This is a genomic window from uncultured Caulobacter sp., from assembly GCF_947036865.1.
Classification (GTDB): Bacteria; Pseudomonadota; Alphaproteobacteria; order Caulobacterales; family Caulobacteraceae; genus Caulobacter.
Map to the genome: position 1 here is coordinate 1 of NZ_CAMQSF010000041.1, position 23,044 is coordinate 23,044.

General features: G+C 69.4%; 21 protein-coding genes. 5 read left to right on the forward strand and 16 right to left on the reverse strand.

What is annotated here, in order from left to right; genetic code table 11:
• Positions 1-119 precede the first annotated feature (119 nt).
• Positions 120-1,916 carry a methyl-accepting chemotaxis protein gene (locus Q0V34_RS17015; RefSeq protein WP_297514276.1) on the forward strand — a complete coding sequence of 599 codons (1,797 nt, stop codon included), beginning with the start codon at positions 120-122 and terminating at the stop codon, positions 1,914-1,916.
• On the opposite strand, the gene moaC is transcribed toward Q0V34_RS17015, so the two are convergent.
• Genes moaC through moaA form a run of 5 tightly spaced genes read right to left on the reverse strand, consistent with a single transcriptional unit; the run spans position 1,913 to position 4,688 of the window.
• Positions 1,913-2,380 carry a cyclic pyranopterin monophosphate synthase MoaC gene (gene moaC / locus Q0V34_RS17020; RefSeq protein WP_297514279.1) on the reverse strand — a complete coding sequence of 156 codons (468 nt, stop codon included), beginning with the start codon at positions 2,378-2,380 and terminating at the stop codon, positions 1,913-1,915. The genes Q0V34_RS17015 and moaC overlap by 4 nt on opposite strands.
• A 10-nt stretch (positions 2,381-2,390) precedes the next feature.
• Positions 2,391-2,945, reverse strand: a complete 555-nt coding sequence (gene moaB, locus Q0V34_RS17025; RefSeq protein ID WP_297514282.1) for a molybdenum cofactor biosynthesis protein B — start codon at positions 2,943-2,945, stop codon at positions 2,391-2,393.
• Positions 2,946-2,956: 11 nt separating this feature from the next.
• Positions 2,957-3,400 carry a molybdenum cofactor biosynthesis protein MoaE gene (locus tag Q0V34_RS17030; RefSeq protein WP_297514285.1) on the reverse strand — a complete coding sequence of 148 codons (444 nt, stop codon included), beginning with the start codon at positions 3,398-3,400 and terminating at the stop codon, positions 2,957-2,959.
• On the reverse strand, positions 3,397-3,636 hold the full coding sequence (locus Q0V34_RS17035) for a MoaD/ThiS family protein (RefSeq protein ID WP_297514287.1): 240 nt from the start codon (positions 3,634-3,636) through the stop codon (positions 3,397-3,399). Before Q0V34_RS17035 ends, Q0V34_RS17030 begins: the two co-directional genes overlap by 4 nt.
• Before the next feature lie 2 nt (positions 3,637-3,638).
• Positions 3,639-4,688 (reverse strand): GTP 3',8-cyclase MoaA, encoded by a 1,050-nt coding sequence (moaA, locus tag Q0V34_RS17040; RefSeq protein WP_297514289.1) that lies wholly within the window; start codon positions 4,686-4,688, stop codon positions 3,639-3,641.
• A gap of 30 nt (positions 4,689-4,718) precedes the next feature.
• On the opposite strand from moaA, the gene Q0V34_RS17045 reads away from it, so the two are divergent.
• Positions 4,719-5,342, forward strand: a complete 624-nt coding sequence (locus Q0V34_RS17045; RefSeq protein ID WP_297514291.1) for a nucleotidyltransferase family protein — start codon at positions 4,719-4,721, stop codon at positions 5,340-5,342.
• 17 nt (positions 5,343-5,359) lie between these two features.
• Here the strand turns inward: Q0V34_RS17045 and Q0V34_RS17050 are convergent, their stop codons facing one another.
• From Q0V34_RS17050 to Q0V34_RS17060, 3 genes are all read right to left on the reverse strand, one after another.
• Positions 5,360-5,824, reverse strand: coding sequence for a response regulator transcription factor (locus tag Q0V34_RS17050; protein ID WP_297514293.1), 465 nt, complete (start codon positions 5,822-5,824; stop codon positions 5,360-5,362).
• Positions 5,825-5,887: 63 nt separating this feature from the next.
• Complete coding sequence (locus tag Q0V34_RS17055; RefSeq protein ID WP_297514295.1) at positions 5,888-8,080, reverse strand: xanthine dehydrogenase family protein molybdopterin-binding subunit; 2,193 nt, start codon at positions 8,078-8,080, stop codon at positions 5,888-5,890.
• Positions 8,077-8,607: a (2Fe-2S)-binding protein gene (locus Q0V34_RS17060; RefSeq protein WP_297514297.1), complete on the reverse strand. Its 531-nt coding sequence runs from the start codon at positions 8,605-8,607 to the stop codon at positions 8,077-8,079. The genes Q0V34_RS17055 and Q0V34_RS17060 overlap by 4 nt, the downstream gene beginning before the upstream one ends.
• Positions 8,608-8,823: 216 nt before the next feature.
• Here Q0V34_RS17060 and Q0V34_RS17065 point away from each other — a divergent pair, with 216 nt between their 5' ends.
• Together Q0V34_RS17065 and Q0V34_RS17070 are read left to right on the forward strand one after the other, a co-directional pair.
• Positions 8,824-9,138, forward strand: a complete 315-nt coding sequence (locus Q0V34_RS17065; RefSeq protein ID WP_297514300.1) for an MliC family protein — start codon at positions 8,824-8,826, stop codon at positions 9,136-9,138.
• Positions 9,139-9,270: 132 nt separating this feature from the next.
• Positions 9,271-10,161 (forward strand): NAD(P)-dependent oxidoreductase, encoded by an 891-nt coding sequence (locus tag Q0V34_RS17070; RefSeq protein ID WP_297514302.1) that lies wholly within the window; start codon positions 9,271-9,273, stop codon positions 10,159-10,161.
• On the opposite strand, the gene Q0V34_RS17075 is transcribed toward Q0V34_RS17070, so the two are convergent.
• From Q0V34_RS17075 to Q0V34_RS17090, 4 genes are all read right to left on the reverse strand, one after another.
• Positions 10,154-11,794, reverse strand: coding sequence for an MFS transporter (locus tag Q0V34_RS17075; protein WP_297514303.1), 1,641 nt, complete (start codon positions 11,792-11,794; stop codon positions 10,154-10,156). The genes Q0V34_RS17070 and Q0V34_RS17075 overlap by 8 nt on opposite strands.
• Before the next feature lie 64 nt (positions 11,795-11,858).
• On the reverse strand, positions 11,859-14,564 hold the full coding sequence (locus tag Q0V34_RS17080) for a PAS domain S-box protein (RefSeq protein ID WP_297514305.1): 2,706 nt from the start codon (positions 14,562-14,564) through the stop codon (positions 11,859-11,861).
• A 92-nt stretch (positions 14,565-14,656) separates the two neighbouring features.
• Positions 14,657-15,340, reverse strand: coding sequence for a Fe2+-dependent dioxygenase (locus Q0V34_RS17085; RefSeq protein WP_297514307.1), 684 nt, complete (start codon positions 15,338-15,340; stop codon positions 14,657-14,659).
• A 152-nt stretch (positions 15,341-15,492) separates the two neighbouring features.
• A complete protein-coding gene (locus Q0V34_RS17090) occupies positions 15,493-17,835 on the reverse strand; it encodes a TonB-dependent siderophore receptor (protein ID WP_297514309.1) in 2,343 nt (780 codons plus the stop codon).
• 292 nt (positions 17,836-18,127) lie between these two features.
• Here Q0V34_RS17090 and Q0V34_RS17095 point away from each other — a divergent pair, with 292 nt between their 5' ends.
• A complete protein-coding gene (locus Q0V34_RS17095; RefSeq protein WP_297514311.1) occupies positions 18,128-18,838 on the forward strand; it encodes a ribonuclease T in 711 nt (236 codons plus the stop codon).
• Between the two features lie 129 nt (positions 18,839-18,967).
• On the opposite strand, the gene pnp is transcribed toward Q0V34_RS17095, so the two are convergent.
• The 4 genes from pnp to rbfA all read right to left on the reverse strand — a co-directional run bounded on the left by pnp (position 18,968) and on the right by rbfA (position 23,030).
• Positions 18,968-21,112 carry a polyribonucleotide nucleotidyltransferase gene (gene pnp, locus Q0V34_RS17100; protein WP_297514313.1) on the reverse strand — a complete coding sequence of 715 codons (2,145 nt, stop codon included), beginning with the start codon at positions 21,110-21,112 and terminating at the stop codon, positions 18,968-18,970.
• A 251-nt stretch (positions 21,113-21,363) separates the two neighbouring features.
• Positions 21,364-21,633: a 30S ribosomal protein S15 gene (gene rpsO / locus Q0V34_RS17105; protein WP_297514315.1), complete on the reverse strand. Its 270-nt coding sequence runs from the start codon at positions 21,631-21,633 to the stop codon at positions 21,364-21,366.
• Positions 21,634-21,647: 14 nt separating this feature from the next.
• Positions 21,648-22,580 carry a tRNA pseudouridine(55) synthase TruB gene (gene truB / locus Q0V34_RS17110; protein ID WP_297514317.1) on the reverse strand — a complete coding sequence of 311 codons (933 nt, stop codon included), beginning with the start codon at positions 22,578-22,580 and terminating at the stop codon, positions 21,648-21,650.
• Between the two features lie 3 nt (positions 22,581-22,583).
• A complete protein-coding gene (rbfA, locus tag Q0V34_RS17115; RefSeq protein ID WP_297514320.1) occupies positions 22,584-23,030 on the reverse strand; it encodes a 30S ribosome-binding factor RbfA in 447 nt (148 codons plus the stop codon).
• Positions 23,031-23,044: the final 14 nt, after the last annotated feature.

Genomic DNA, 23,044 nt, shown 5'->3' on the forward strand with positions numbered 1-23,044 from the left:
GCTAGGCCTCTGTCGACAACGCGACGTTATGTCGCGTGACGCGTGCAGACCAGGTTAAGGCTCGTTAGACGGGTCACCCCGCATGGTCGCGCTCGAGACGGACAAAGCGGGGATTCGACATGGCGTCCTTGGGCCAGAAGATCATGGGAGCGGCGGCGGGCGCGGCCTTGCTGTGCGCCGCCACGGCCGGCGCGGGGCTTTGGGTCGCGACGAGCCTGAATTCCGCCCTGGCCCGCGCCGCGACCTCCGCCAAGATCCTGCAGCTGCACATGCGCGCCGACATGATGCACGACGCCCTTCGCGCCGACGTCATCGGCGCGATCATGACCGCCGACCCGACCCTGGGGGGCGATCTCAAGGCCGTCCGCGCGGATCTGGCCGATCACACCAAGATCTTCCAGGACTCGATCGCGGAGAGCAACGGCCTGGCGCGCGACCCCGCGGTCAAGCAGGCGCTCGGCGAGGTGCAGGCGCCGCTGGCGGCCTATATCTCGGCCGCGTCCGGCATCGTTTCGCGCGCCGACTCCGACCCGGCCGGGGCGCGCGGCGCCCTGCCGGGTTTCGCCACGCAATTTTCGGTGCTCGAGGACAAGATGGAAGCGGCCTCGACCAAGATCGAAGCCGCGGCCGGTCGCGACGCCGAAGCCGCCAAGCGCCAGGCCGATCTGGGCGCCGCCTTGATGGGCGTCATGCTGCTGGCTGTCGTCGTCTTGGCCACGCTGCTGATGGTCGCCGCGCGGCGGGGCCTGATCCGCCCCCTGGTCGAGGTGACCGCCTGTCTGCGGCGGCTCTCCGAAGGCGACTTCGGCGTCGCGCTGCCGCGCATCCGGAGCCGCGATGAACTCGGTCAGATGACCACCGCTCTGCAGACCTTCCGCGACACGGTGGAGGCGCGGCAGAAGGAGCTCGAGGCCGCCGACGTGCGCGACGCCCTGGAGATCGAACGCCGCGAGGCCGAACGGCGCCGGGACGAAGCCGAAGCGGCTCAGGCCGCCGTCGTCGACAACCTGGCGGACGCCCTGAAGCGTCTGTCGGAAGGCGACCTGTCGCACCGGATCGATCGCCGGTTCCCCGAGGGCTATGAACGCCTGCGCGTCGACTTCAACCGGGCCGTCGAGCAGCTCTCCGGCGTGATCGCCGCCTCGCTGGAGGCGGCGCGCGCGATCCACGGCGGCTCGCGGGAGATCACCGACGCGGCCGACGATCTCTCGCGCCGCACCGAGCAGCAGGCGGCCAGCCTGGAGCAGACCGCCGCGGCGCTGGACGAGATCACCTCGACCGTCCGCCAGACCGCCGACGACGCCGAACGCGCCCGCGCCGTGGTGCAGCGGGCGCGCGCGGCCGCGACCGCCAGCGACACCATTGTCGACCAGGCCGTCGGGGCCATGAGCGCGATCGAGCGGTCCTCGACCGAGATCGGCCAGATCATCGGCGTGATCGACGAGATCGCCTTCCAGACCAATCTGCTAGCCCTCAACGCCGGGGTCGAGGCGGCCCGGGCAGGCGATGCCGGTCGCGGCTTCGCGGTCGTCGCCCAGGAGGTCCGCGCCCTGGCCCAGCGATCGGCGGACGCGGCCAAGGAGATCAAGCAGCTGATCGCCACCAGCGCCGCCGAGGTGGACCAGGGCGTCACGTTCGTCGGCAAGGCCGGCGAGGCCCTGCGCGCCATCGCGACCGAGGTGGATCAGGTCGACGCCCTGGTGCGCGCCATGGCCGCCGCCGCGCACCACCAAGCCCAGGGGCTCGGCGAGGTGAACGGCGCGGTGAGCCAGATGGACCAGGTGACGCAGCAGAACGCCGCCATGGTCGAGGAAACCACCGCGGCGAGCCACGCCCTGGCCCGCGAGGCCACGCGCCTGGCCGAGCGGATGGGCGAACTGCGGATCGACCACGAGGAGGCGCGCCGCGCCGCCTAGATCGACCAGTCCCCGGACTTGCCGCCGGTCTTTTCCAGAAGCCGCACGGCCTCGATGACCATGCCTTTCTCGGCCGCCTTCAGCATGTCGTAGATCGTCAGGCAGGCCACCGAGGCGGCGGTCAGGGCTTCCATCTCGACGCCGGTCGGGCCGGTGGTCTTGACCCGCGCGGTGACCGACAGGCCGCCTTCGCCGGGCTCCACCGCCACCTCGACCTTGGAGAGCGCCAGCGGGTGGCAGAGGGGGATCAGGTCCGAGGTCTTCTTGGCCGCCATCACCCCGGCCAGTTCGGCGACCGCGCGGACGTCGCCCTTCCGGCCCTCCCCCGAGATCGCCAGGGCCAGGGTCTCGGGGCTCATCCGCACGAAGCCCGAGGCCGCCGCCTCGCGCGCCGTCGCCGGCTTGTCGGAGACGTCGACCATGCGGGCCCGGCCCTCGCCGTCGATGTGCGTCAGCCGGCTCACGGTTGGGTCCTCATTGTTCCAGCAATCTCGGCATCAGCTCGACCAGGTTGCAGGGCCTGTGGCGGCTGTCGAGCTGGGCGCTGATCACCTTGTCCCAGCCATCGCGCACCGCGCCGTTGCTGCCCGGCAGGCAGAAGACGAAGACGCCGTCGATCAGGCCGGCCGTCGCCCGCGATTGCAGGGTCGAGAGCCCTACCGAGGCGTAGGAGACCATGTGGAAGACGACCGAGAAGCCGTCGATCCGCTTGTCGAACAGAGGCTCCAGCGCCTCGGGCGTCACGTCGCGGCCGGTGAGACCCGTGCCGCCGGTGGTGACGATGGCGTCCACGGCCTTGGCGTCGATCCAGGCCCGCACCTGGCGGCGGATCTGCTCGACATCGTCGCGCACCACCGCGCGGCCGCCGAGGTCGTGACCCGCCGCCGCGATCCGGTCGACCAGGATCTGGCCAGACGTGTCGCTGGCCTCGTCGCGGGTGTCGGAGATCGTCAGCACGCCGACGCGCACGGGCGTGAAAGGCAGGTCCGGCTTGATCCCGCCGCCCGGCCTCGGCATCGGTTCCGACATCGCGGTCTCCCTCAATCCCAGCGCTCGGCGTCGGTCCTATCGCGGTCCGTCGGCTCGATCCAGCGCGCGCCTTCGGGGCCGTGCTCCTTCTTCCAGAACGGCGCCCGGCTTTTCAGATAGTCCATCAGGAAGTCGCAAGCCTCGAAGGCCTCGCGGCGGTGCGCGGCGGCCGTGGCGACGAAGACGATCGCCTCGCCCGGCTCTACGCGGCCCACGCGGTGCGTCACTCGGACGTCCTGCAGGCCAAACCGCGAGACCGCCTGGTCGACGATCTCGCCGATCGCGCGCTCGGTGAAGCCGGGATAGGCCTCCAGCTCCAGCGCGGCGGCCGCGCCGGCTTCGGCCCGCGCCAGGCCGACGAAGGTGGCGACCGCGCCGGTCTCCTGGCGCCCCGCGCAAAAGGCGGTGACGAGCGCCCCCGGCTCGAACGGGGCGTTGGTCAGGGCGACCCTCATCCGCCGCTCATCGGCGGCAGGAAGGCGACCTCCGCGCGCTCGCCCAGCACGGCCTCGCCGCGCACCAGGGTCTTGTCGACGGCCACCTGGACGCCCGGCGCGGTCAGCGCCTCGGCCAAGGCGGGATCCTCGATGGCGAGCGCGCGGCGCAGGCTGGCCAGGTCCGCCGCCGCCACCTCGCGGTCGCGCCAGCCGGCCTGGTCGGCCAGGCGCCCGAACAGCAGGACTCGCGCCATCCTTAGCCCCCCGTCGTCGACATATGGCGCGTCAGCGCCGGCCGGGCGGCCGCGATCTGGAAGTCGTGGCCGGCGGGCTTGGCGCCGATCGCCGCGCGGATCGCTTCGCGCAGCGCCGCCTCGTCCGCGCCGCCGCGCACCACCGCCCGCAGATCGCTGGCGTCCTCGCGGCCCAGGCAGGTGTGCAGGGTGCCGGTGCAGGTCAGGCGCACCCGATTGCAGGTGTCGCAGAAATTATGGCTGAGCGGGGTGATGAACCCCAGGCGCCCGCCCGTCTCGGCCACCCGCGCGTACCGCGCCGGGCCGCCGGTGGCGTAGGGAATGTCCGCCAACGTCCAGAACGACGACAGCGCGCGGCGGACGTCCCGCAGCGACAGGAACTGGTCGGTGCGGTCCTGATCGATCTCGCCCAGCGGCATGGTCTCGATCAGGGTCAGGTCGCAGCCCCGGGCGTGGGCCCACCGGATCAGACTGGGCAGTTCGGCGGCGTTGTCGGCCTTCAGCGCCACGGTGTTGATCTTGACCGCGATCCCGGCGGCCAGCGCCGCGTCGATGCCGGCGACCACCTCAGCCAGATCCCCGCCCCGCGTGAGCGCGCGGAAGCGATCGGCGTCCAGGGTGTCGAGCGAGACGTTGATCCGCCGCACGCCGAGCCGCGCCAGATCGGCCGCGTGGGCCGAAAGGCGCGTGCCGTTCGTCGTCAGGGTCAGCTCGTCCAGCGCCCCCGAGCGCAGGTGGCGCGAGAGCGCCGCGACCAGGTCCATGAAGCCCTTGCGCACCAGGGGCTCGCCCCCCGTCAGCCGCAGCTTGCGCACGCCCAGGCCGACAAAGGCCGAGGCGACGCGATCGAGCTCCTCCAGGGTCAGCACCTGCGCCTTCGGCAGGAAGGTCATGTGCTCGGCCATGCAATAGACGCAGCGCAGGTCGCAGCGGTCGGTCACCGAGACGCGCAGATAGGTGACGGCGCGCCCGAAGCCGTCGACCAGCGCAGGGTCGGGCTTGCTCGGCTCAGCGCGCGGCGCTTGCGCGGGGGTGTCGTCATAGGGCGTCATGTCGGACCTAAAGAATAGGCGCTCGGGCCCATGACGCAAATCGATACCCCGGTCTTGGAGGCGCTGGTGCTGGCGGCCGGTCGCGGCGCGCGCTTCGGCGGCGGCAAGCTGCTGGCCCCGCTGAACGGACGCGCGCTGGTGGCCGGCGCCCTGACGACGGCCTTTCTGAGCCCCGTCCGGCGGGTGGTCGTGGCGGTGAGCCCCGAGCCCGACGTGCGCGACGCGGTCGAGGCGGCGGCGGCGCGGCTGGGCGCCGTCGATCGCCTGACGGTGGTCGAGGTCGACGACCCCGCCGAGGGCATGGGCGCGTCCCTGGCGCGCGCGGCGGGCGCTCTGGCTCAGGACACGGTCGGGGCCTTCGTCTTTCTCGGCGACATGCCGCTGATCGATCCGGCGACTTGCGCGCGGCTGGCCGAGGCCCTCACCGGGCCCGAGCGCATCGTCGCGCCGACCTATTGGGGCCGTCGCGGCCACCCGGTGCTCTTCGGCGCCGACTGGTTCGCGGACCTTGGATCGCTCTCCGGCGACGACGGCGCCCGCGCCCTGTTGCGGAGCGCCGGGGCGCGGTTGACCCAGGTCCCCGTCGAGGACCCCGGGATCCATCTCGACGTGGATCGACCCGAAGACCTGATCCGCGCCGCCGAGGGTGGCTGACGTCGCCAGCGGCGCGATCAGTGCGAGCGAGGCCCTTCGCCGGCGATGATCCGCCGGATCGCGGCGACGAGCCGAGAGGCGGCTGCCGAGTCGCCGCGCTCGTTCAGCGCCGCGAGCCTCAAGATCAGCGCCGCCAGGATCCGCCGGTGATCCTCGCCGATGACGGCGTAGCCGCGCCGGAATTCCGCGATGTCCCGCTGCTCGGCCAGCGAGTCGTCATCCGCCGGGCGGCGAGCTTCGTCGCCGCCGCGCTCGGACCCGGATCGATCGCCCTCCCAAGCCACGAACGCCAGGGCGGCGTCCTGGCGGCTAAGTCCAGAGAGCCGCCGGCGCGCGCTCTGCACATGGTTCTCCACGGTCTTGGGCGATACGCCCAACGCGCGGGCGATCTCCCGGGACCGGAGATGCGCCGCCACGAGCCGCAGGACTTCCCGCTCGCGGGGCGTAAGCTTCTCGAACGCGATACCGACGCCCTGAACCATGCCTGCCGATCATGGAGAGCCAAAGGGCTATCGTCTAGCGTGCGTCGGTTGCACTAGGGTTGATCAGGCTTCCGATCGCACAAAAGGCAGGCGCGACGTGGGTGTCTTGGTCAGGGCCAGCAGGGCGTTGGCGACCGCGGGGCCGATGACCGGGGTGCCGGGCTCGCCCACCCCGCTCGGCGGGTTGCCCGAGGGAACGATATAGGTCTCGACCTTGGGCGCCTCGTTGATCCGCAGCACGCGATAGCGGTCGAAATTGCTCTGGTCGACCTGGCCGTCCGTCAGGGTGATCTCGCCGAACAGCGCCGCCGAGAGGCCGTAACAGGTCCCGCCCTCCATCTGGGCGGCGATCTGGTCGGGCGAGATGGCGACGCCGCAGTCGATGGCGGTCACGACCCGGCCCACGCGGGGCGTTCCGTTCTCCAGCTTGACCTCGGCGACCTGGGCGACGACCGAACCGAAGCTCTCGTGCACGGCCAAGCCGCGCGTCCAGCCGGGCGTCGCGCTCGGGCCGGCCTTGGCGAGCGCCAGGTCCAGAACCGCCAGATGCCGATCCGCGCCGGCCTTCTTGTAGAGCGCCCGACGGTACTCGACCGGATCCTTGCCCGCCTTGGCGGCCAACTGGTCGATCGTATGCTCCATCACGAAGGCGGTGTGGGTCGCGCCGACCGAGCGCCACCACAGCACCGGCACGCCGATGTCGGGCAGCGCCACCTGGGCGTCCACCGCCGGTGTGGCCTTCAGATAGGGCGAGCCGGCCGCGCCCTCGACCGCCGTCTGGTCGGGTCCCTTGCCAGCGGGCATCGGCGAGCCCTTCATGATCGACTGGCTGACGATCCGGTGACGCCAGGCGGCCGGATAGCCGTCCTTGCCGAGGCGCACCTTGACCGCATGCACCGTCAGCGGCCGGAAATAGCCGGCGCGCATGTCGTCCTCGCGGGTCCAGACCAGCTTCACCGGCCGCCCCTTGCCGACCTTCTTGGCGATGTGGACGCACTCGGCGGCGTAGTCGGACTGGAAGTTGGCCCGGCGCCCGAACGAGCCGCCGGCGAACAGCGTCTCGATCTCCACCGACCCCGGCAGGCAGCCGACGATCTTGGCGGCGTTCAGCTGGTCCAGGGTCTGGCCCTGCGAGCCGAAGACCATCTTGACCTTGTTGCCGTCGACCGAGGCCACGCAGTTCATCGGCTCCATGGTGGCGTGGGCGAGATAGGGGAATTCGTAGGTCGCCTCGACGATGTCGGCGCCCTTGGCCGCGTCCAGGCCCGAGACGTCGCCCCGCTGGTCGAACGGCTCCCACTTGGCCGAGGCGTCCTTGCCGGCGGCGATGTCGTGGAACTGCCGCGCGATCGCGGTCGTGCCGCGCTTCTCGGCCTTGTCCTCGTCCCACTCGACCTTCAGCGCCTCGCGGCCCAGGCGGGCGGCGTAGGTGTTCTGGGCGACGACGGCGACGCCGCTGGGGATCTCGAAGACATCAACGACGCCGGCCACCTTCTTGGCCTCGCCCGCGTCGAAGCTCTTGAGCTTGGCGCCGAAGCGCGGCGGGTGGGCCACCACGGCCGTCAGCATGTCGGGCAAGCGGACGTCCTGGGTGTAGCGCGCCGTGCCGTCGCTCTTGGCCTGGGCGTCCTTGCGCCGCACCCGGTCGCTGCCGATCAGGGTGAAGGTCTTGGGATCCTTCAGCTTGACGTCGCTTGGCGCGGGGACCTTGGCCGCGTCGGCCAGCAGATCGCCGAAGGTCGCGCTCTTGCCCGAGCCGTGGGTCAGGACGCTGTCCTTGACCGTGATCTCGCCGACCGGGACGTTCCACTTGTTCGACGCCGCCTGGACGAACATCGCCCGCGCCCCGGCCCCGGCCTTGCGCAGCTGCTCCCACGAATTGGAGATGGCCGAGGAGCCGCCGGTCAGCTGGGCGCCGAGCGAGCCGTTGGCGTAGAGCTTGGCGTTGGCCGGCGCCTGTTCGACCGTGACCTTGGTCCAGTCGGCGTCCAGCTCCTCGGCGACGATGGCCGCCAGGCCCGCGTGATTGCCCTGGCCGAACTCGATGTGCTTGGAGATCACCGTCACCGCGCCGTCCGGCGCGATCTTGATGAACGGCCCGAAGGCCCCGACCTCGACCTTGGAGCCCGCGCTCATGAGGTCGGCGGGCGAGCAGCCCACCAGCAGCGAACCACCGACCAGGGCCGAGGCCACCACCACGTCGCGGCGGCTGGGCTGGGCCGACTTGAGGTCGGCGGGATTGACCGGGGCGTTCATCGGCCGGCTCCGTGGTGGGTCGCGCCCGAGGCGGCGACGATGGCCTCGTCGATGTCGGCGTGGGGCTCGCCGAGCGGGGGACCGAAGTCGGCGGCGTCCTTGATCGCCGCGCGGATCCGCTGATAGGCGCCGCAGCGGCAGATGTTCCCGGCCATGGCGCTGTCGATGTCCTCGTCGGACGGCTTCTTGTTCTGAGCCAGGAGCGCGCTGGCCGACATGATCTGGCCCGACTGACAGTAGCCGCACTGGGGCACGTCGTGGCGGACCCAGGCCTGCTGCACCGGATGCTGCCCGCCCAGGCCCTCGATGGTGGTGACCTTGGCCGCGCCGACGGCGGCGATCGGCGTCACGCAGGAGCGGATCGGCTGGCCGTCGAGGTGGACCGTGCAGGCGCCGCACTGGGCCATGCCGCAGCCGAACTTGGTGCCGGTCATGCCCAGTTCGTCGCGCAGCACCCACAGCAGGGGTGTCTCGGGGGCGGCCTGGACGGATGTCGCCTTGCCGTTGATGTCGAGGGTCAGGGCCATGAGTCTGAGGGTCCCGTGAAGGCGGCGACGCGCGAGGCGTCCGCCGGTGCATCAAATGCTAACACTGTTCAGACCGGACTTGGCCAGAGGATTTTTCGCGCGTCCCGTCGGCTCCGCCGCCGCTCCCTTGGGAAAACGCGGTCCGAGGCGCGAAGCGGGCGGGCGCCGTCGCCGAAAGCGGCTATGCTGGCGGGACCTCGACATCAGGGTCTTTCCTTGCCTCGCCTCCTCCTCCCCCTCGTCCTGACCGGCCTGGCGCTGGCCGGCTGCGCCACCGTGACGCCGATGGACTCCACCGACGCGCCGATCCGCTACGCCTGCGCGGCGGGCAAGCGGTTCACCGCCGCCTACGCCTTGCACGGCAAGACCGTGGTGGTGTCGGCCGGCGGCGCGACCCGAACCCTGAAGCTGGCGCGCTCCGGCTCCGGGGCGCGCTATACGTCCGGGCAGGCCGAGATCTGGAGCAAGGGTCCGCAGGCCCAGCTTCACGGCTTTCCCGGCGGACCGTACGAGGACTGCCGCTCGCAATGACCGGCTAGAGCGTACTAGCCGAAAGTGTGAGCGGTTTCGGCGGCTAGAACGCTCTAAAGGTTTGAAATCGAGCCTGTTTATCTGTTTCGAATGATCCCATTCGAAACAGACAGGCTCTAGAGGATTTTCGCGTTGGACTCCTTTCCCGCCTACTTCCCCCTGGCCGGGCGCAAGATCGTCATCGCCGGCGAGGGCGAGGCCGCAGAGGCCAAGGCGCGGCTGTTCGAGGGCTCGCCCGCCACGGTCGTCCGCCTGGACGGCCACGCCGCGTTCCTGCCGGGCTCCTACAGCGGCGCGACCCTGGCCTTCATCGCCAGCAACGACGAGGTCTTCGTGCAAGCCGCGGCCGGCGCGGCGCGCGCGGCGCGGGTGCTGGTCAATGTCGTCGACAAGCCGGCGCTCTGCGACTTCAACACCCCGGCGGTGATCGATCGCGGCGAGGTGGTGGCGGCGGTGGGCACCGGCGGGGGCGCGCCCGTGCTGGCGACGATGCTGCGTAACGACATCGAGGCCCAGGTGCCCGAGGGCGAGGGCCGGGTCGCGGCCCTGTTGCGCAAGTTCCAGAGCGAGGTGCGCGGCGCCTTGCCGGCCCTGCACGAACGGCGGGCCTTCCTGCGCGACGCGGTCCTGGGCGAAGCCGCCGCCGCCGCCCGCGCCGGCGACATGGAGCGCGCCGGTCAGCTGTTCCGCGAGGCCCTGGCCAAGGGCTCGGCCCGCAAGGGGACGGTCCGGTTCATCGCCGGGCGAGGTCCTGCCGACCTTCTGACCCTGCGCGCGACGCGGGCCCTGGGCGCGGCCGACGTGCTGGTCCTGGACGCGGACGCCGACCCCGAGATCGCGCGCATGGCGCGCCGCGACGTCGAGCGTCTGGACCCGGCGCGAGCCGGCGCCGAGGCGTTGATCCAGCTGGCGCGCGAGGGACGCCAGATCGTTCGCCTGATCACGCATCCGGTCGACCCGGCCCTCATCCAGGCGCTGAGCCAGGCGGGGGTCGCGGTGGAGGTGGTTCCGGCCGCTAGTTGAGCGGCCGTCCCCTGGTCTCCGGCAACAGGAACGCCGTGGTCAGCACGCTGATCAGGGTGAAGGCGATCGGATACCAGAGGCCGGCATAGATATTGCCGACCGCCGTGACGATGGCGAAGGCGAAGAACGGCACGAAGCCGCCCACCCAGCCGGTGCCGATGTGATAGGGCAGCGACAGCGCCGTATAGCGCACGCGGGTCGGAAACAGCTCGACGAGGCACGCCGCCAGCGGGCCGAACAGCGCCGTCGCGGCGATCACGAAGACGAACAGCACCGCCAGCATCATCGGCTTGTTCATGCGGGCCGGATCGGCCTTGGCCGGGTAGCCGGCCTTGGTCAGGGCGGCCTTGAGGCGGGCCTCGACCCGCGTCTTCACGACCTTGGCCTCCGCCTTGGGCAAACCCTTGGCGTTCTCGGAGGCCACCGCGACGCCGCCCACCTTCATGACCGCCGTCGCGCCCGCCGGAGCCGTCTCGTTGGCGTAGGAGACGCCGGCGTTGGCCAGGGCGCTCTTGACGATGTCGCAGGAGGTCACGAACGCGGTCTTGCCGACCGGGTCGAACTGCAGCGAGCAGTCCTTGGGGTCGGCCGCCACGACCACGGGGGCCTTGGCGCTGGCCTCGGCCAGGGCGGGGTTGGCGGCCTTCTCCAGCAGGTGGAACCCTGGGAAGTAGAACAGAAGCGCCAGGGTCATGCCGCCCAGCATCACCGGCTTGCGGCCGATCCTGTCCGAAAGCCAGCCGAAGACCACGTAGAACACGGCGCTGATCGCCGTGGCGGTCATCATGACCTCGTTGATGGTGACCGGATCGACCTTCAGGAACTTCTCCATGAAGGTCTGGATGTAGAAGAAGGCCGTGTACCAGACGCCGCCCTGGGCGCACATCATCGACAGGAAGGCCAGGATCACCAGCTTCAGGTTCTTCCACTGGCCGAAGGCCTCGGCATAGGGCGCCTTGGAGGCCTGGCCCTCTTCCTTCATGGCGGCGAAGGCGGGGCTTTCGGACAGCTTCAGCCGCATCCAGACCGAGATCGCCAGCAGGCCGATCGACACCGCGAACGGAATGCGCCAGGCCCAGGCGTCGAAGGCGGCGGTCCCGACGATCGAGCGCGTCACCAGGATGACCAGCAGGGCGCCGAACAGGCCGAAGGCGGCCGAGGTCTGCACCCAGGAGGTCGACCAGCCCCGGCGGTCCGGGGCCGAGTGTTCGGCGACATAGATCGCGGCCCCGCCATACTCGCCGCCCAGCGCGAAGCCCTGCACGCAGCGCATCAGGATCAGCAGGATCGGCGAGATGATCCCGGCCTGCTGATAGGTCGGCAGGAAGGCGATGGCGAAGGTGGCGCCGCCCATCAGCAGCACCGTGGCCAGGAAGGCGCCCTTACGGCCCGCCTGGTCGCCGATCTTGCCGAACACCAGAGCGCCCAGCGGGCGGAAGGCGAAGCCGACCCCGAACAGGGCCAGGGCCGCGATATAGCCGGCGGTGTCGTTCAGGCCCGCGAAGAAGGTCTTGGAAATGACCTGGGTCAGGCTGCCGAAGATGAAGAAGTCGTACCACTCGAAGGCCGTGCCCGCCGACGAGGCGGCGACCACCGTGCGCATCGACGCGCGTTCCTGACCCGCTTCGGCCATTGTTCTTCCCCCAGCTTTTGGCCCTGCTTAGCGCGCTTCAGGGCGAGGGGGGAAGAGGGACGGCTCAGGCGACCGCGTCTGGCGCCTCGACGCCGGCCTGCGACAGCCGGACGATCTCGGCCACCAGGGCGGCCGGGGCGATCGGCTTGGCGGCGACGCCGTCCATGCCGGCGGCGCGATAGGCGGCCCGCTGGTGGGCCATGACATTGGCGGTCAGGGCGATGATCGGCGCGCGGCCCGCCGGCCCTGGCAAGGCCCGGATGCGGCGGGCCGCCTCCAGCCCGTCCATGCCGGGCATCTGCACGTCCATCAGGATCAGGTCGAAGACCCCGTCGCGGGCGGCCGCGACCCCGGACGCGCCGTCGTCGGCGACGCTGACCTGCGCGCCCAGCTGCTCCAGGATGCGGCGGGCGACGAGCTGGTTGGTGGGGTTGTCCTCGACGACCAGCACCTTCAAGCCGTCGAGTAGGTTCTCGGGCTCGTTCTCGACGACGGGCGGCGCGGCCACGGCGGGCGCGGCGATCGAGAGGCTGAAGGTCGAGCCCTCGCCCGGGGTCGAACGGAACCAGACGGCCCCGCCGAGCATCTCGGCCAGCCTCCGGGTGATCGCCAGGCCAAGGCCCGAGCCGCCGAACCGGCGGGTCGTGCCCGCGTCGGCCTGCTGGAACCGCTCGAACAGGCTGGCCTGGGCCTCCAGCGGCACGCCGACGCCGGTGTCGATCACGTCGAAGACGAGGCCCGGCGCGTCGGCGTCGTCCCGGCGTCGCACCCTCACCGTGACCGAGCCTTCGAGGGTGAATTTCACGGCGTTGCCGATGAGATTGAACAAGGCCTGACGCAGGCGGGTCGGGTCGGTCTCGACCCAGCCCAGATCGTCAGCGAGATCCAGTTCCAGCCGCAGCCCCTTCCGCGCGGCTTGACCGGCCAGCAGCCGGGCGACGCTCCGCGTCAGCGCGCGCGGCTCCACGGCTTCGCGGTTCAGGGCCAGGCGCCCGGCGTCTATGCGCGAGATGTCGATCACGTCGTCGAGCAGGTTGGACAGCATCTGCCCGGCGGCCAGCGCCTCGCCCAGCAGATCGGCGCTGTCGCCGGGCGGCAGCTCGCGCTTGAGCACGTGCATCACGCCCAGAACGCCGTTCATCGGCGTGCGGATCTCGTGGCTCATATTGGCCAGGAACTGAGCCTTGGCCTCGCTCGCCGCCTGGGCGGCGCGTTCGGCCGCGACCAGCGCCAGCTCCGCCCGCTTCTTTTCGTCGATGTCGAGGACCAGGCCCACGGCCTTGCGGGCCACGCCTTGCGCGTCGCGGCGCACCTCGTGATAGATCCGCACCCAGCGGGTCTCTCCGTCGGGCGAGACGACCCTGACCTCATATTCCTGCGGCCCGCGCCGGCCCTCCGCCCACCAGGTCGCCGCGGTCGCGAGGACATAGTCGCGGTCCTCGGGGTGGATCATCGGCCAGGCGCCCTGGCGAATGTCGTCATAGGTCACCCGCCGCCCCATCATGCGATGGTATTCGGGCGAGCCCCAGAACGCGCCGCTGACATGATCGATTTCATAGACCCCGGCGCGCGCGGCCCCCAGGGCGACCTTCAGCCGGCGGGCGTTGTTGCGCGCCTCCCGCCGCGCCGCGTTCAACGCGGTGATGTCGTCCATATAGGTGATGACGCCGACGATCTCGCCGGCCACGTCGCGCCAGGGGCGGGCCTCCCACCGCAGCACCCGCTCCTCTCCCTCGGCGTCGAACAGACGGTCTTCTCGCCACGAGATCACCTCGCCCGACAGCGCCCGCCCGACCCTGGCGACCAGCCGGCGACGGACGCCGTTCGTCAGCTCGTGCAAGCTTCTGCCGATGACCTCGGCCTCGGTCGACTTGAAGATCTCGAGGAACTTCGGACTGACCACGCGCAGCCGCAGCTCGTCGTCGTAGACGGCGACGGCGAAAGGCGCCTCCTCGACCAGCTGGCGGGCCCGGCGTTCGCTCCACATCGCCTTGTCCCGGCTACGGGCCACGTCGGTGATGTTCTGCGAAACACCCTTGAGCGCGTAGAGGTCGCCCCGCCGCTCGCCCGCCCGATAGGTGCTGCGGAACGTGTGCCAGGCCCCATCATCGGCGCGCAGCCGGTACTCGATCGACCCGCCCTCGCCGGTCTGGGTGGCCTTCGTGAACGCCCGCCGAACGACCTCGCGCTGATCGTCGGGCAATCGCGCGAAGAAGAGATCGGCGGTGGCGATGTCGGCGGCCGCCAGCCCCAGAGACGCTCGGGAGTCCGGCGACCAGTCGATGCGTTCGCCCTCGGGCTCGTAGCGCCAGACGCCGATCCCGGCCGCCTCGGCCAGGAGTTCGCGGGTCCGACGGGCGGCGTCCAGCTCGGCGCGCGCCGCCACCTCGGCCGTGATGTCGTGCAGGACGCCGATCATCTCGCCGTGCGGACCCAGGCGCGAGCGGCCCTGCAGCCATACCCAGCCGCCGTCCTTGCGCATCACGCGGAGCTCGTTGACGGTCGCGCCGCTCTCGCGCATGCGACGTCCCGAGTCGATCAGTTCGGCGTGGCTGTCGGGATGGACGAAGGCCAGGCAGGGCCGGCCGATCAGCTCCGGAGCCGTCCAGCCGGTCAAGGCGGTCCAGGCGGCGGCGTTGATGCTGACGAAGCGTCCCTCGGGCGAGACCACCGCGAACAGGTCGCTGGCGTTCTCGAAGAACCACCGGGCGGCTTCGGCCTCGCCGAACACCGCTGGCCCCTCCCCGCCGTTCTCAGCCCCCTGCGACATGCGATCCCCCACCTTGGGCGGATCCTGGGACGCAACCGTAAACTTATGGTTCGCGCGCGGTACCATTGTTCGGCGAACCCGTCATGCGGGCGTCAGACCTCGGCCCACTGCCGGAGCAGGTTATGATAGACGCCGGTCAGCGACAGCACGCCTTCGTCGTCGTGCGAGACCTTGCGGGCCAGACGCTGAATGGCGACGTCCATGTCCAGCAGCAAGCCGCGCTTGGCGTCGTCGCGCACCAGGCTCTGGATCCAGAAGAAGCTGGCGACCCGCGCGCCGCGCGTCACCGGCGTGACGTGGTGCAGGCTGGTGCTGGGATAGAGGATGGCGTCGCCGGCGCCCAGCTTGACGACGTGGTCGCCATAGAGATCGTTCACCACCAGCTCGCCGCCGTCATAATCCTCCGGCTCGGCCAGGAAGAGGGTGCAGGAAAGGTCCGTCCGCAGGCGCTGGCCGGTCACCGGATCGCGGCGGATAGAATTGTCCACGTGATCCCTGAAGCCCATTCCCTCGCCATACCGGTTGAACATCGGCGACAGGATCGTGCGCGGCAGGGCGGCCGAGACGAACAGGGGGTTGGCCTCCAGCGCCTGGACGATGATCGCCCCGACCTGGCGGGCCTCGACGCTCTCCTGCGGGAGCTGTTCGTTGGTCTTGGCGCGGGCGGCCTGGAAGCCGGAGGTCACGTTGCCGTCGACCCAGGGACCGGCGTCGAGGATCGCGCGGCATTCGGCGACCTGAACCTTGGTCAGCACCTCGGGTATCTGCAGCATCATCGGGGGCATCCTTTTTGCGAACCATTCTTATCCATGGCTCGGCCGATCACCCCTTTGATCCGCATCAGATCGTGGCGCGGATCAAAGGAAAAAGCGCCCCGACCGACGAGAGCCGGGCGGGGCGCTGACGTGAAGTTCCGGGAGGGGGAGGATCAGTACTTCACGTTCAAGGTCAGGATGGCCTGACGCCCCGGCGCCGGGTCGGCGTGGTGCACGCCGTTGGTCCGCATGATGTAGCGCTCGTCGGTCAGGTTCTGGACGTTCAGCTGCAGGTCCGCCGTCTTGCTGATCGCCCACGAGGCGAAGGCGTCGTAGCGCCAATAGGCGGGCGCGTAGATCCGGTTCGTCCCGCCGCCGGCGCCGCCTTGGTTGCCGCCGAAGCTCTTGGAGACATAGTAGGCCCCGCCGCCCAGCGAGATATTCCGAGCGACCCTATAGGTCGTGAAGCTGGAGAAGCTGTGCTTGGGCGTGTTGGCCAGCGGATCGCCCTGGTTGATATTGGCGCTGACCATGCCGTTGGTGATGGTGACCGCGCCCTTGACGAGCTCACTGTCCATATAGGTGTAGCCGCCGAAGACCTGCCATTTCGGCGTGAGGTTGCCGGAGAAACCCAGCTCGAAACCCTTCACCTGCACCTCGCCGATCTGCTGATAATCGGTCGGATTGGGTCCCGTTAGAATCTGGGCGTTCTTGCGCGTCGTCTCGAACACCGCCGCCGACAGGGCCAGCGTGTCGCGGAAGACATTGGCCTTGGCGCCGGCCTCGAAGCTCTTGCTTTCCTCCGGCTTCAGCTGGGTCGTGGCCAAGCTGCCCGTGCCTGTCGCGGTGTTGCTGTTCTGGTCGCCCGCCGAGATGCCGGGCGGCGTCGTCGAGGTGCCGTACGACACATAGAGGCTGGAGCTTCGGGTCGGCTTGTAGACCAGGCCCGCCTGGTAGTTGGTGAAGGTCCAGGACCCGGCGCGCGGCGTGTAGGTCACCGAGGTGAACACGCCCTGAGCCTGGGTCGTGGCCACGTCCACGCCCGAGCTGCGGTAGCTGTCGCGACGCAGACCCAGGTTCACCAGCCACTTGTCGCCGAACTTCAGGGTGTCGAAGCCATAGACGGCGGCCGTCTTGGCGATGTTTCGCGACGCCGGGGCGCGGTTGACGATCCCCGTCCAGCTGTCCTTGTCGTTCGGCGCATAGACCAGCGTGCAGTCGCCGGCGCCGAGGCTCGCCAGGGCGCTGGCGGCGATCGTGAAGCCTGTCGGACAGGCCGCGCCCGAGGTGGTGTAGGTGGAATAGGTGGCGTTGCGGTTTTCCTCGCGGCTCAGCTCGATCCCGACATCGAAGCTGTGCTCGAGGCCCAGGAAGGTCTTCTTGCCGTGCAGGTCGGTGACCGCCGCGACGCTCTCGGTCGGGTTCCAGCGGCTCTTGGTGCCGCGCTTCATCCACCATTGGCCCTGGACGAACTGGGCCGCGCCGCCATCGCCAGGATTGGTGACGATGTAGTCGTTCAGCGACTTGGAATAGCGCACCACCTGACGGACGCTCAGATCCTCGTCGATCTTGTGGTCGATGGCGAAGGACGCGATGTCGGACTTGGTCGTCTGATAGTCGCGCGACTTGACGCCATAGAAGCTGCGCCGATCGACGGCCAGAATGCCCGAGTCCGTCCGGGCCTGGGTCGTCTTGGTCATCAGCGGGATGCCGTAGTCGGGCGTCTGGTCGCTGTCGAGGTGGTAGTAGCTGAGCGTCAGCTGGGTGTCGCCGTTCAGGCCGACCGCCAGCGACGGGGCCACGCCCCACTTGTCGAAGTCGACCGACTTGCGGCCCGGCGTGTTTCCCCGCGAGCCCATGACGTTGATCCGCAACGCGACGCTGTCATTGACGGCGTAGTTGGCGTCGGCGGTGGCGCGGACATATTCGTCCGTCCCGACCGCGATCGCGCCGCGCGCGAAGGTGTCGGCCTTGGGGGTCTTGGACGACAGATTGATGCTGCCGCCGCCCGAACCGCGACCGCTGTAGGCGCTGTCGGGGCCTTTCACGACCTCGACCTGTTCGAGATTGAAGACCTCGCGGACCTGGCCGCCGGTGTCGCGCACGCCGTCGACGAAGACGTTGTTGCCGCTGGACTGCCCGCGGATGAATGGGCGGTCGGCCAGCGGCTGGCCGCCCTCGCCCGCGCCGAAGGTGATGCCGGGCGAGGTGCGCAGAATGTCCTGCAGCGAGGTGGCCGCCGTCTGCTCGATGATCTTGGCCGGGATCACGGTCACCGACTTGGGCGTATCGACCAGCGGCGCGGTGAACTTGCTCGAGGACGGGTCGGCGACGCGCTTGGCGTCGATGTTCACCGTGGAGACTTCCGTGGGGTCGGCGACCGACGTCACGGCCGCGCCGATCTCGCCCGCGTCGGCTGTCCGAGCCAGACCCAACCCGGCCAAGCCGGCGACGGCGGCGATGCTCAAGGCGCGGCGGGGTCGGCTGACGACGCCGGGAAGGTTCGGGTTACGCATGCGGAGTCCTGTCGTCGGCGCCGCCAAGTCGGCGCGCTCTGAAATTGCGACGCGTTCTTATCTTCGCTGAGAAGGACTCGCAATGATAATCGTTCTTAATTGCGGCGCCGCTGTAACGAACCGACGCGAGCCGAGGGCCCATGAGGCGGCGTCACCGTCCGGATGGCGGTCGAGGGTCGTCGCGAGCGTCCTTCAAGAAAGGGTTTCTTGACGAAGAGCCCTTGGCGAGGCCTATCCAGCCGCGTCATCCAGATCGGAGCCCGTCGGGGCGGGCTCCGCGGGGGGAGCCGCCATGAAGACCGTCATCACCGCCGCCTTAGCGGCGCTCTCCGTCATGGGCTTGGCCAGCGGCGCCGAGGCCTCCAGCCTGCCGTCCTGCCAAGCGCCTCTGATGATCACGCCGGCCCCGGTCGAAGTCCCGCCGCCCGGCGAGATCCATACCGATGTGCCGATCGCGGCCTATCTGCTGGCCCTGTTCTGGTCCCCCGAGGCCTGCCGCGCCGGCATTCCGGAGGCGGACAAGGTCATCCAGTGCCAGAACAACCGCTTCGGCTTCACCGTGCACGGCCTGTGGCCGAACGGGCCCGACAAGGTTCATCCGCGCTACTGCCGCCCCGGCGCCCCGATCAGCCCGGCGACCGTCAAGGCCAATCTGTGCATGACGCCCTCGCCGTGGCTGTTGCAGCACGAGTGGCAGGCGCACGGCACGTGCCGCTGGGATCGGCCGGAGGACTACTTCAGGAAGGCCCGAAAGGTGCGCGAGAAGCTGAGCGTGCCCGACCTCGACCCCGGCTCGGACGGCGTGATGACCGGCGCCGAGATCCGCAAGGCGTTCACCGACCGCAATCGCGACGTCCGGCCGGAAGGCCTGAACATCCGCGTCAGGGACGGCCGGCTGACCGAGGTCTGGGTCTGCATGGACCTGAAGTTCAAGTGGGCGGCCTGCCGCGGCGGCAACGGCGCGCCGGACTCGGCGGTGATCAGGGTGACGCCGAAGGGGTAAGCGACCGGCGCGCGACCCGAACATCCACGGGGCAAGCGCCGCGCCGCGCGATATGGCCGGAAACGAAAAACGGGCGGCTCCTTTCGGAACCGCCCGCTTGTTTATCCTAGCTTCGGAAAAAGCGCGGCCTTAGCCGGCAGCTTCCTCGGCGGTCTCCGCCTTCTTCGACAGGTCTTCGCCGGTTTCCTGGTCGACGACCTTCATCGACAGCTTGGTCTTGCCGCGATCGTCGAAGCCCAGGAGCTTGACCTTGACCATCTGGCCTTCCTTCAGCACGTCCGACGGCTTGGCGACGCGTTCGTTGCTGATCTGGCTGACGTGGACGAGGCCGTCCTTGGCGCCGAAGAAGTTCACGAAGGCGCCGAAGTCGACGACCTTCACGACCTTGCCGTCATAGATCTTGCCGACTTCCGCTTCGTCGGTGATCGACTTGATCCAGTCGATCGCGGCCTTGATCTTGGCGCCGTCCGAGGCCGAGACCTTGACCACGCCATCGTCGTTGATGTCGATCTTGGCGCCGGTGGTGGCGACGATCTCGCGGATCACCTTGCCGCCCGAGCCGATCACTTCGCGGATCTTGTCGGTCGGGATGTTGATGGTCTCGATCTTCGGGGCGAAGTCGCCGACGTCTTCACGCGGCGCGTCCATGGCCTTGTTCATCTCGCCCAGGATGTGGGCGCGGCCTTCCTTGGCCTGGGCCAGGGCCTGCTCCATGATCGCGGGCGTGATGCCGGCGATCTTGATGTCCATCTGCAGCGAGGTGATGCCTTCGCTGGTGCCGGCCACCTTGAAGTCCATGTCGCCGAGGTGGTCCTCGTCGCCCAGGATGTCCGACAGGACCGCGAAGCCGTCCTTTTCCAGGATCAGACCCATGGCGATGCCCGACACCGGACGCTTCAGCGGCACGCCGGCGTCCATCATGGCCAGCGACGAGCCGCAGACCGTGGCCATCGAGGACGAGCCGTTCGACTCGGTGATCTCCGAGACCAGGCGGATCGTGTAGGGGAAGTCTTCCTTGGTCGGCAGGACCGGACGGATCGCGCGCCAGGCCAGCTTGCCGTGACCGATCTCGCGACGGCCCGGCGAGCCCATGCGGCCCGTCTCGCCGACCGAGTAGGGCGGGAAGTTGTAGTGCAGCAGGAAGGATTCCTTGTAGGTGCCTTCCAGGGCGTCGATGAACTGCTCGTCGTCGCCGGTGCCCAGGGTGGCCACGACGATGGCTTGCGTCTCGCCGCGGGTGAACAGGGCGCTGCCGTGGGTGCGCGGCAGGATGCCGACTTCGCCCAGGATCGGGCGCACGGTCTTGACGTCGCGACCGTCGATGCGCAGGCCGGTGTCGAGGATGCCGCGACGCACGACGTCGGCTTCCAGTTCCTTGAAGACGCCCGCCAGCTTCTGCGAGTCATAGCCTTCCGGATTGGCCTCCGAGACGCCCAGGGCCTCGATCGCCTTCTTCTTGGCCGCGCCGACCGCTTCGTAGCGGTCTTGCTTCTTCTGGATCTTGTAGGCGGCGGCGATGTCCGCGCCCACCAAGTCCTTCATCTTGGCCTTGATCGCGTCGGTGTCTTCCGGCTCGAACGCGAAGGGCTCCTTGGCGGCGTGCTCGGCCAGCTCGATGATCGCGTCGATGACCGGCTGCATTTCCTTGTGGGCGAAGGTGACGCCGCCCAGCACGATCTCTTCCGAGAGTTCCTTGATTTCCGATTCGACCATCATCACCGCGTCGGACGTGCCGGCCACGACGAGGTCCATCTTGCTGTCCTTCAGCTCGTCGAGCGTCGGGTTCAGCACGTACTGGTCATTGATCCACCCGACGCGGGCCGCGCCGATCGGGCCCATGAACGGGGCGCCCGACAGGCACAGGGCGGCCGAGGCGCCGACCATGGCCAGGATGTCGGGATCGTTCTCGAGGTCGTGCTGCAGCACGGTGACGACGACCTGGACTTCGTTCTTGAAGCCCTTGACGAACAGCGGGCGGATCGGACGGTCGATCAGGCGGGAGACCAGGGTCTCCTTTTCCGACGGGCGACCTTCGCGCTTGAAATAGCCGCCGGGGATCTTGCCGGCCGCGAAGGTCTTTTCCTGATAGTTGACCGTCAGCGGGAAGAAGTCCTGACCCGGCTTCTGGGTCTTGGCGAACACGGCGGTGGCCAGGACGACGGTTTCGCCCATGGTGGCCAGAACGGCGCCGTCGGCCTGACGGGCGATGCGACCGGTTTCGAGGACCAGCGTCTTTCCGCCCCACTCGATCGTCTTGCGTTTGATATCGAACATTTTTCTTCTTTCGGTTCCCGCGGGCGGATTCCCGTCGGGGCGGACAGGGGCGGACGGCTTACGGAAACCGGCCCGATGATCCTCATCCAGTGTGACAGGCGGGTTTGAGGACGTGAACCCTCGGACGGACGGACGACCCGCGTGAGGCGGACCATCGTCGGGAGACCTGGCGTCCGGCCTGTCTCGGCCGCCGGGCTCCAAATACGCGATCCGCCGCCCTGCTGCTCGCGGGGCGGCGGACCTTTCGTGCCTTAGCGACGCAGACCCAGCTTTTCGATCAGGGCCTGATAGCGACCGGCATCGGACTTCTTCAGGTGGTCGAGGAGCCGGCGACGCTGGGAAACCAGCTTCAGCAGGCCACGACGGCTGTGGTTGTCCTTCTTGTGCGTCTTGAAGTGCTCGGTCAGGTTCGAGATGCGTTCCGAGAGGATCGCGACCTGGACTTCGGCGCTGCCGGTGTCGCCTTCGGTGCGGGCGTGTTCGGCGATGAGCGCGGCCTTGCGCTCGATGGTGATCGACATCGGGTGATCTCCGCTCAGGTGAGTTGGAAGACCCGCACCGGATTGAGCCGCCCGGCGCGCATCTCGCACAGGGCCACCAACCTGTCGCCCGACATGGCGGAAACGGTGCGATCGCCGGGCGAAAGCTCGGCCTTCAACGTTTCCACTTGCCGTGGGAGCAGGACGATGGCGCGTCCCTGTGCAAGCCGGAAGGCGTCTTCGTCGGTCACGGCCAACGCCGGGATGTCGTCCAGCGCGGTCTCGACCGGAAGCAATGCCTCCGACAGCCGCGCCTCATAGCTCAAATTCTCAAGAGTTTCCAGCGCTATCGATCCGGCCTCGGTGAAGCCGCCCACGCGCGTGCGGCGCAGCTCGGCGACGTGGCCGCAGGTTCCGAGCGCCGCGGCGAGGTCTCGGACCACCGCGCGGACATAGGTGCCCTTGCCGCATTCCATCTCCAAGGTGACGTGGTCGGCGTCGGGCTGGTCCACGACCTTGAGGTCGAAGATCGTCACCTTGCGGGTCGGCAGCTCGAATTCCACGCCGTCGCGCGCCAGGTCGTAGGCGCGCTCGCCATCGACCTTGATGGCCGAGAAGTTCGGCGGAACCTGGTCGACCTCGCCGATGAAGGTCGGCAGGGCCGCCTCGACTTGCTCGCGGCTCGGCCGGACGTCCGACGTCGCCGTCGTCTCGCCCTCGCGGTCCAGCGTCGTCGTGTCGCGGCCCCAGGCGATGGTGAAGCGATAGGCCTTGTCGGCGTCCATCAGGAACGGAACCGTCTTGGTCGCCTCGCCCAGCGCGATCGGCAGTATGCCCGTCGCCAGCGGGTCCAGCGTGCCGGCGTGGCCGCCCTTCTGGGCGTTGAACGCGCGGCGCACCCGGCTGACCGCCGTGGTCGAGGTCAGGTCGTAGGGCTTGTCCAGGCAGATCCAGCCCGAGACGGCCTCGCCCTTCTTGCGGCGGGCCATGGATCAGTCCTCGTCTTCGTCGAGGACGTCCGACAGGCGACGGGTGTCCTGCTGGACGCGCGGGTCCAGGAACAGCTTGTCCATATGGGCGGCGGTCCCGAAGCTCTCGTCGTGGATGAACTTCAGGTCCGGCGTGAACTTCATGTCGATGCTGCGGCCCAGGCGCCCGCGCAGGAACTTGGCCACCCGGTTAAGGCCCTTGATCACCTCGGTGGTATCCTCGCCCGTCAGGCCGGCGCCCAGCGGCTCGACGAAACAGACGGCGTGCTTGAGGTCGGGGCTCATCCGCACTTCGGAGACGGTGACCGAGACGCCGGTCAGGGCCTCGTCCTGGAGCTCCTCTTCGCGGAGGATCTCGACCAGGGCGTGGCGGATCAGTTCGCCGGCGCGGAGCTGGCGTTGCGAGGGGCCGGTCAGGGCGCCCTTCTTGGTGTCAGAGTGGCGCTTCATGGCGCGAGATGTCC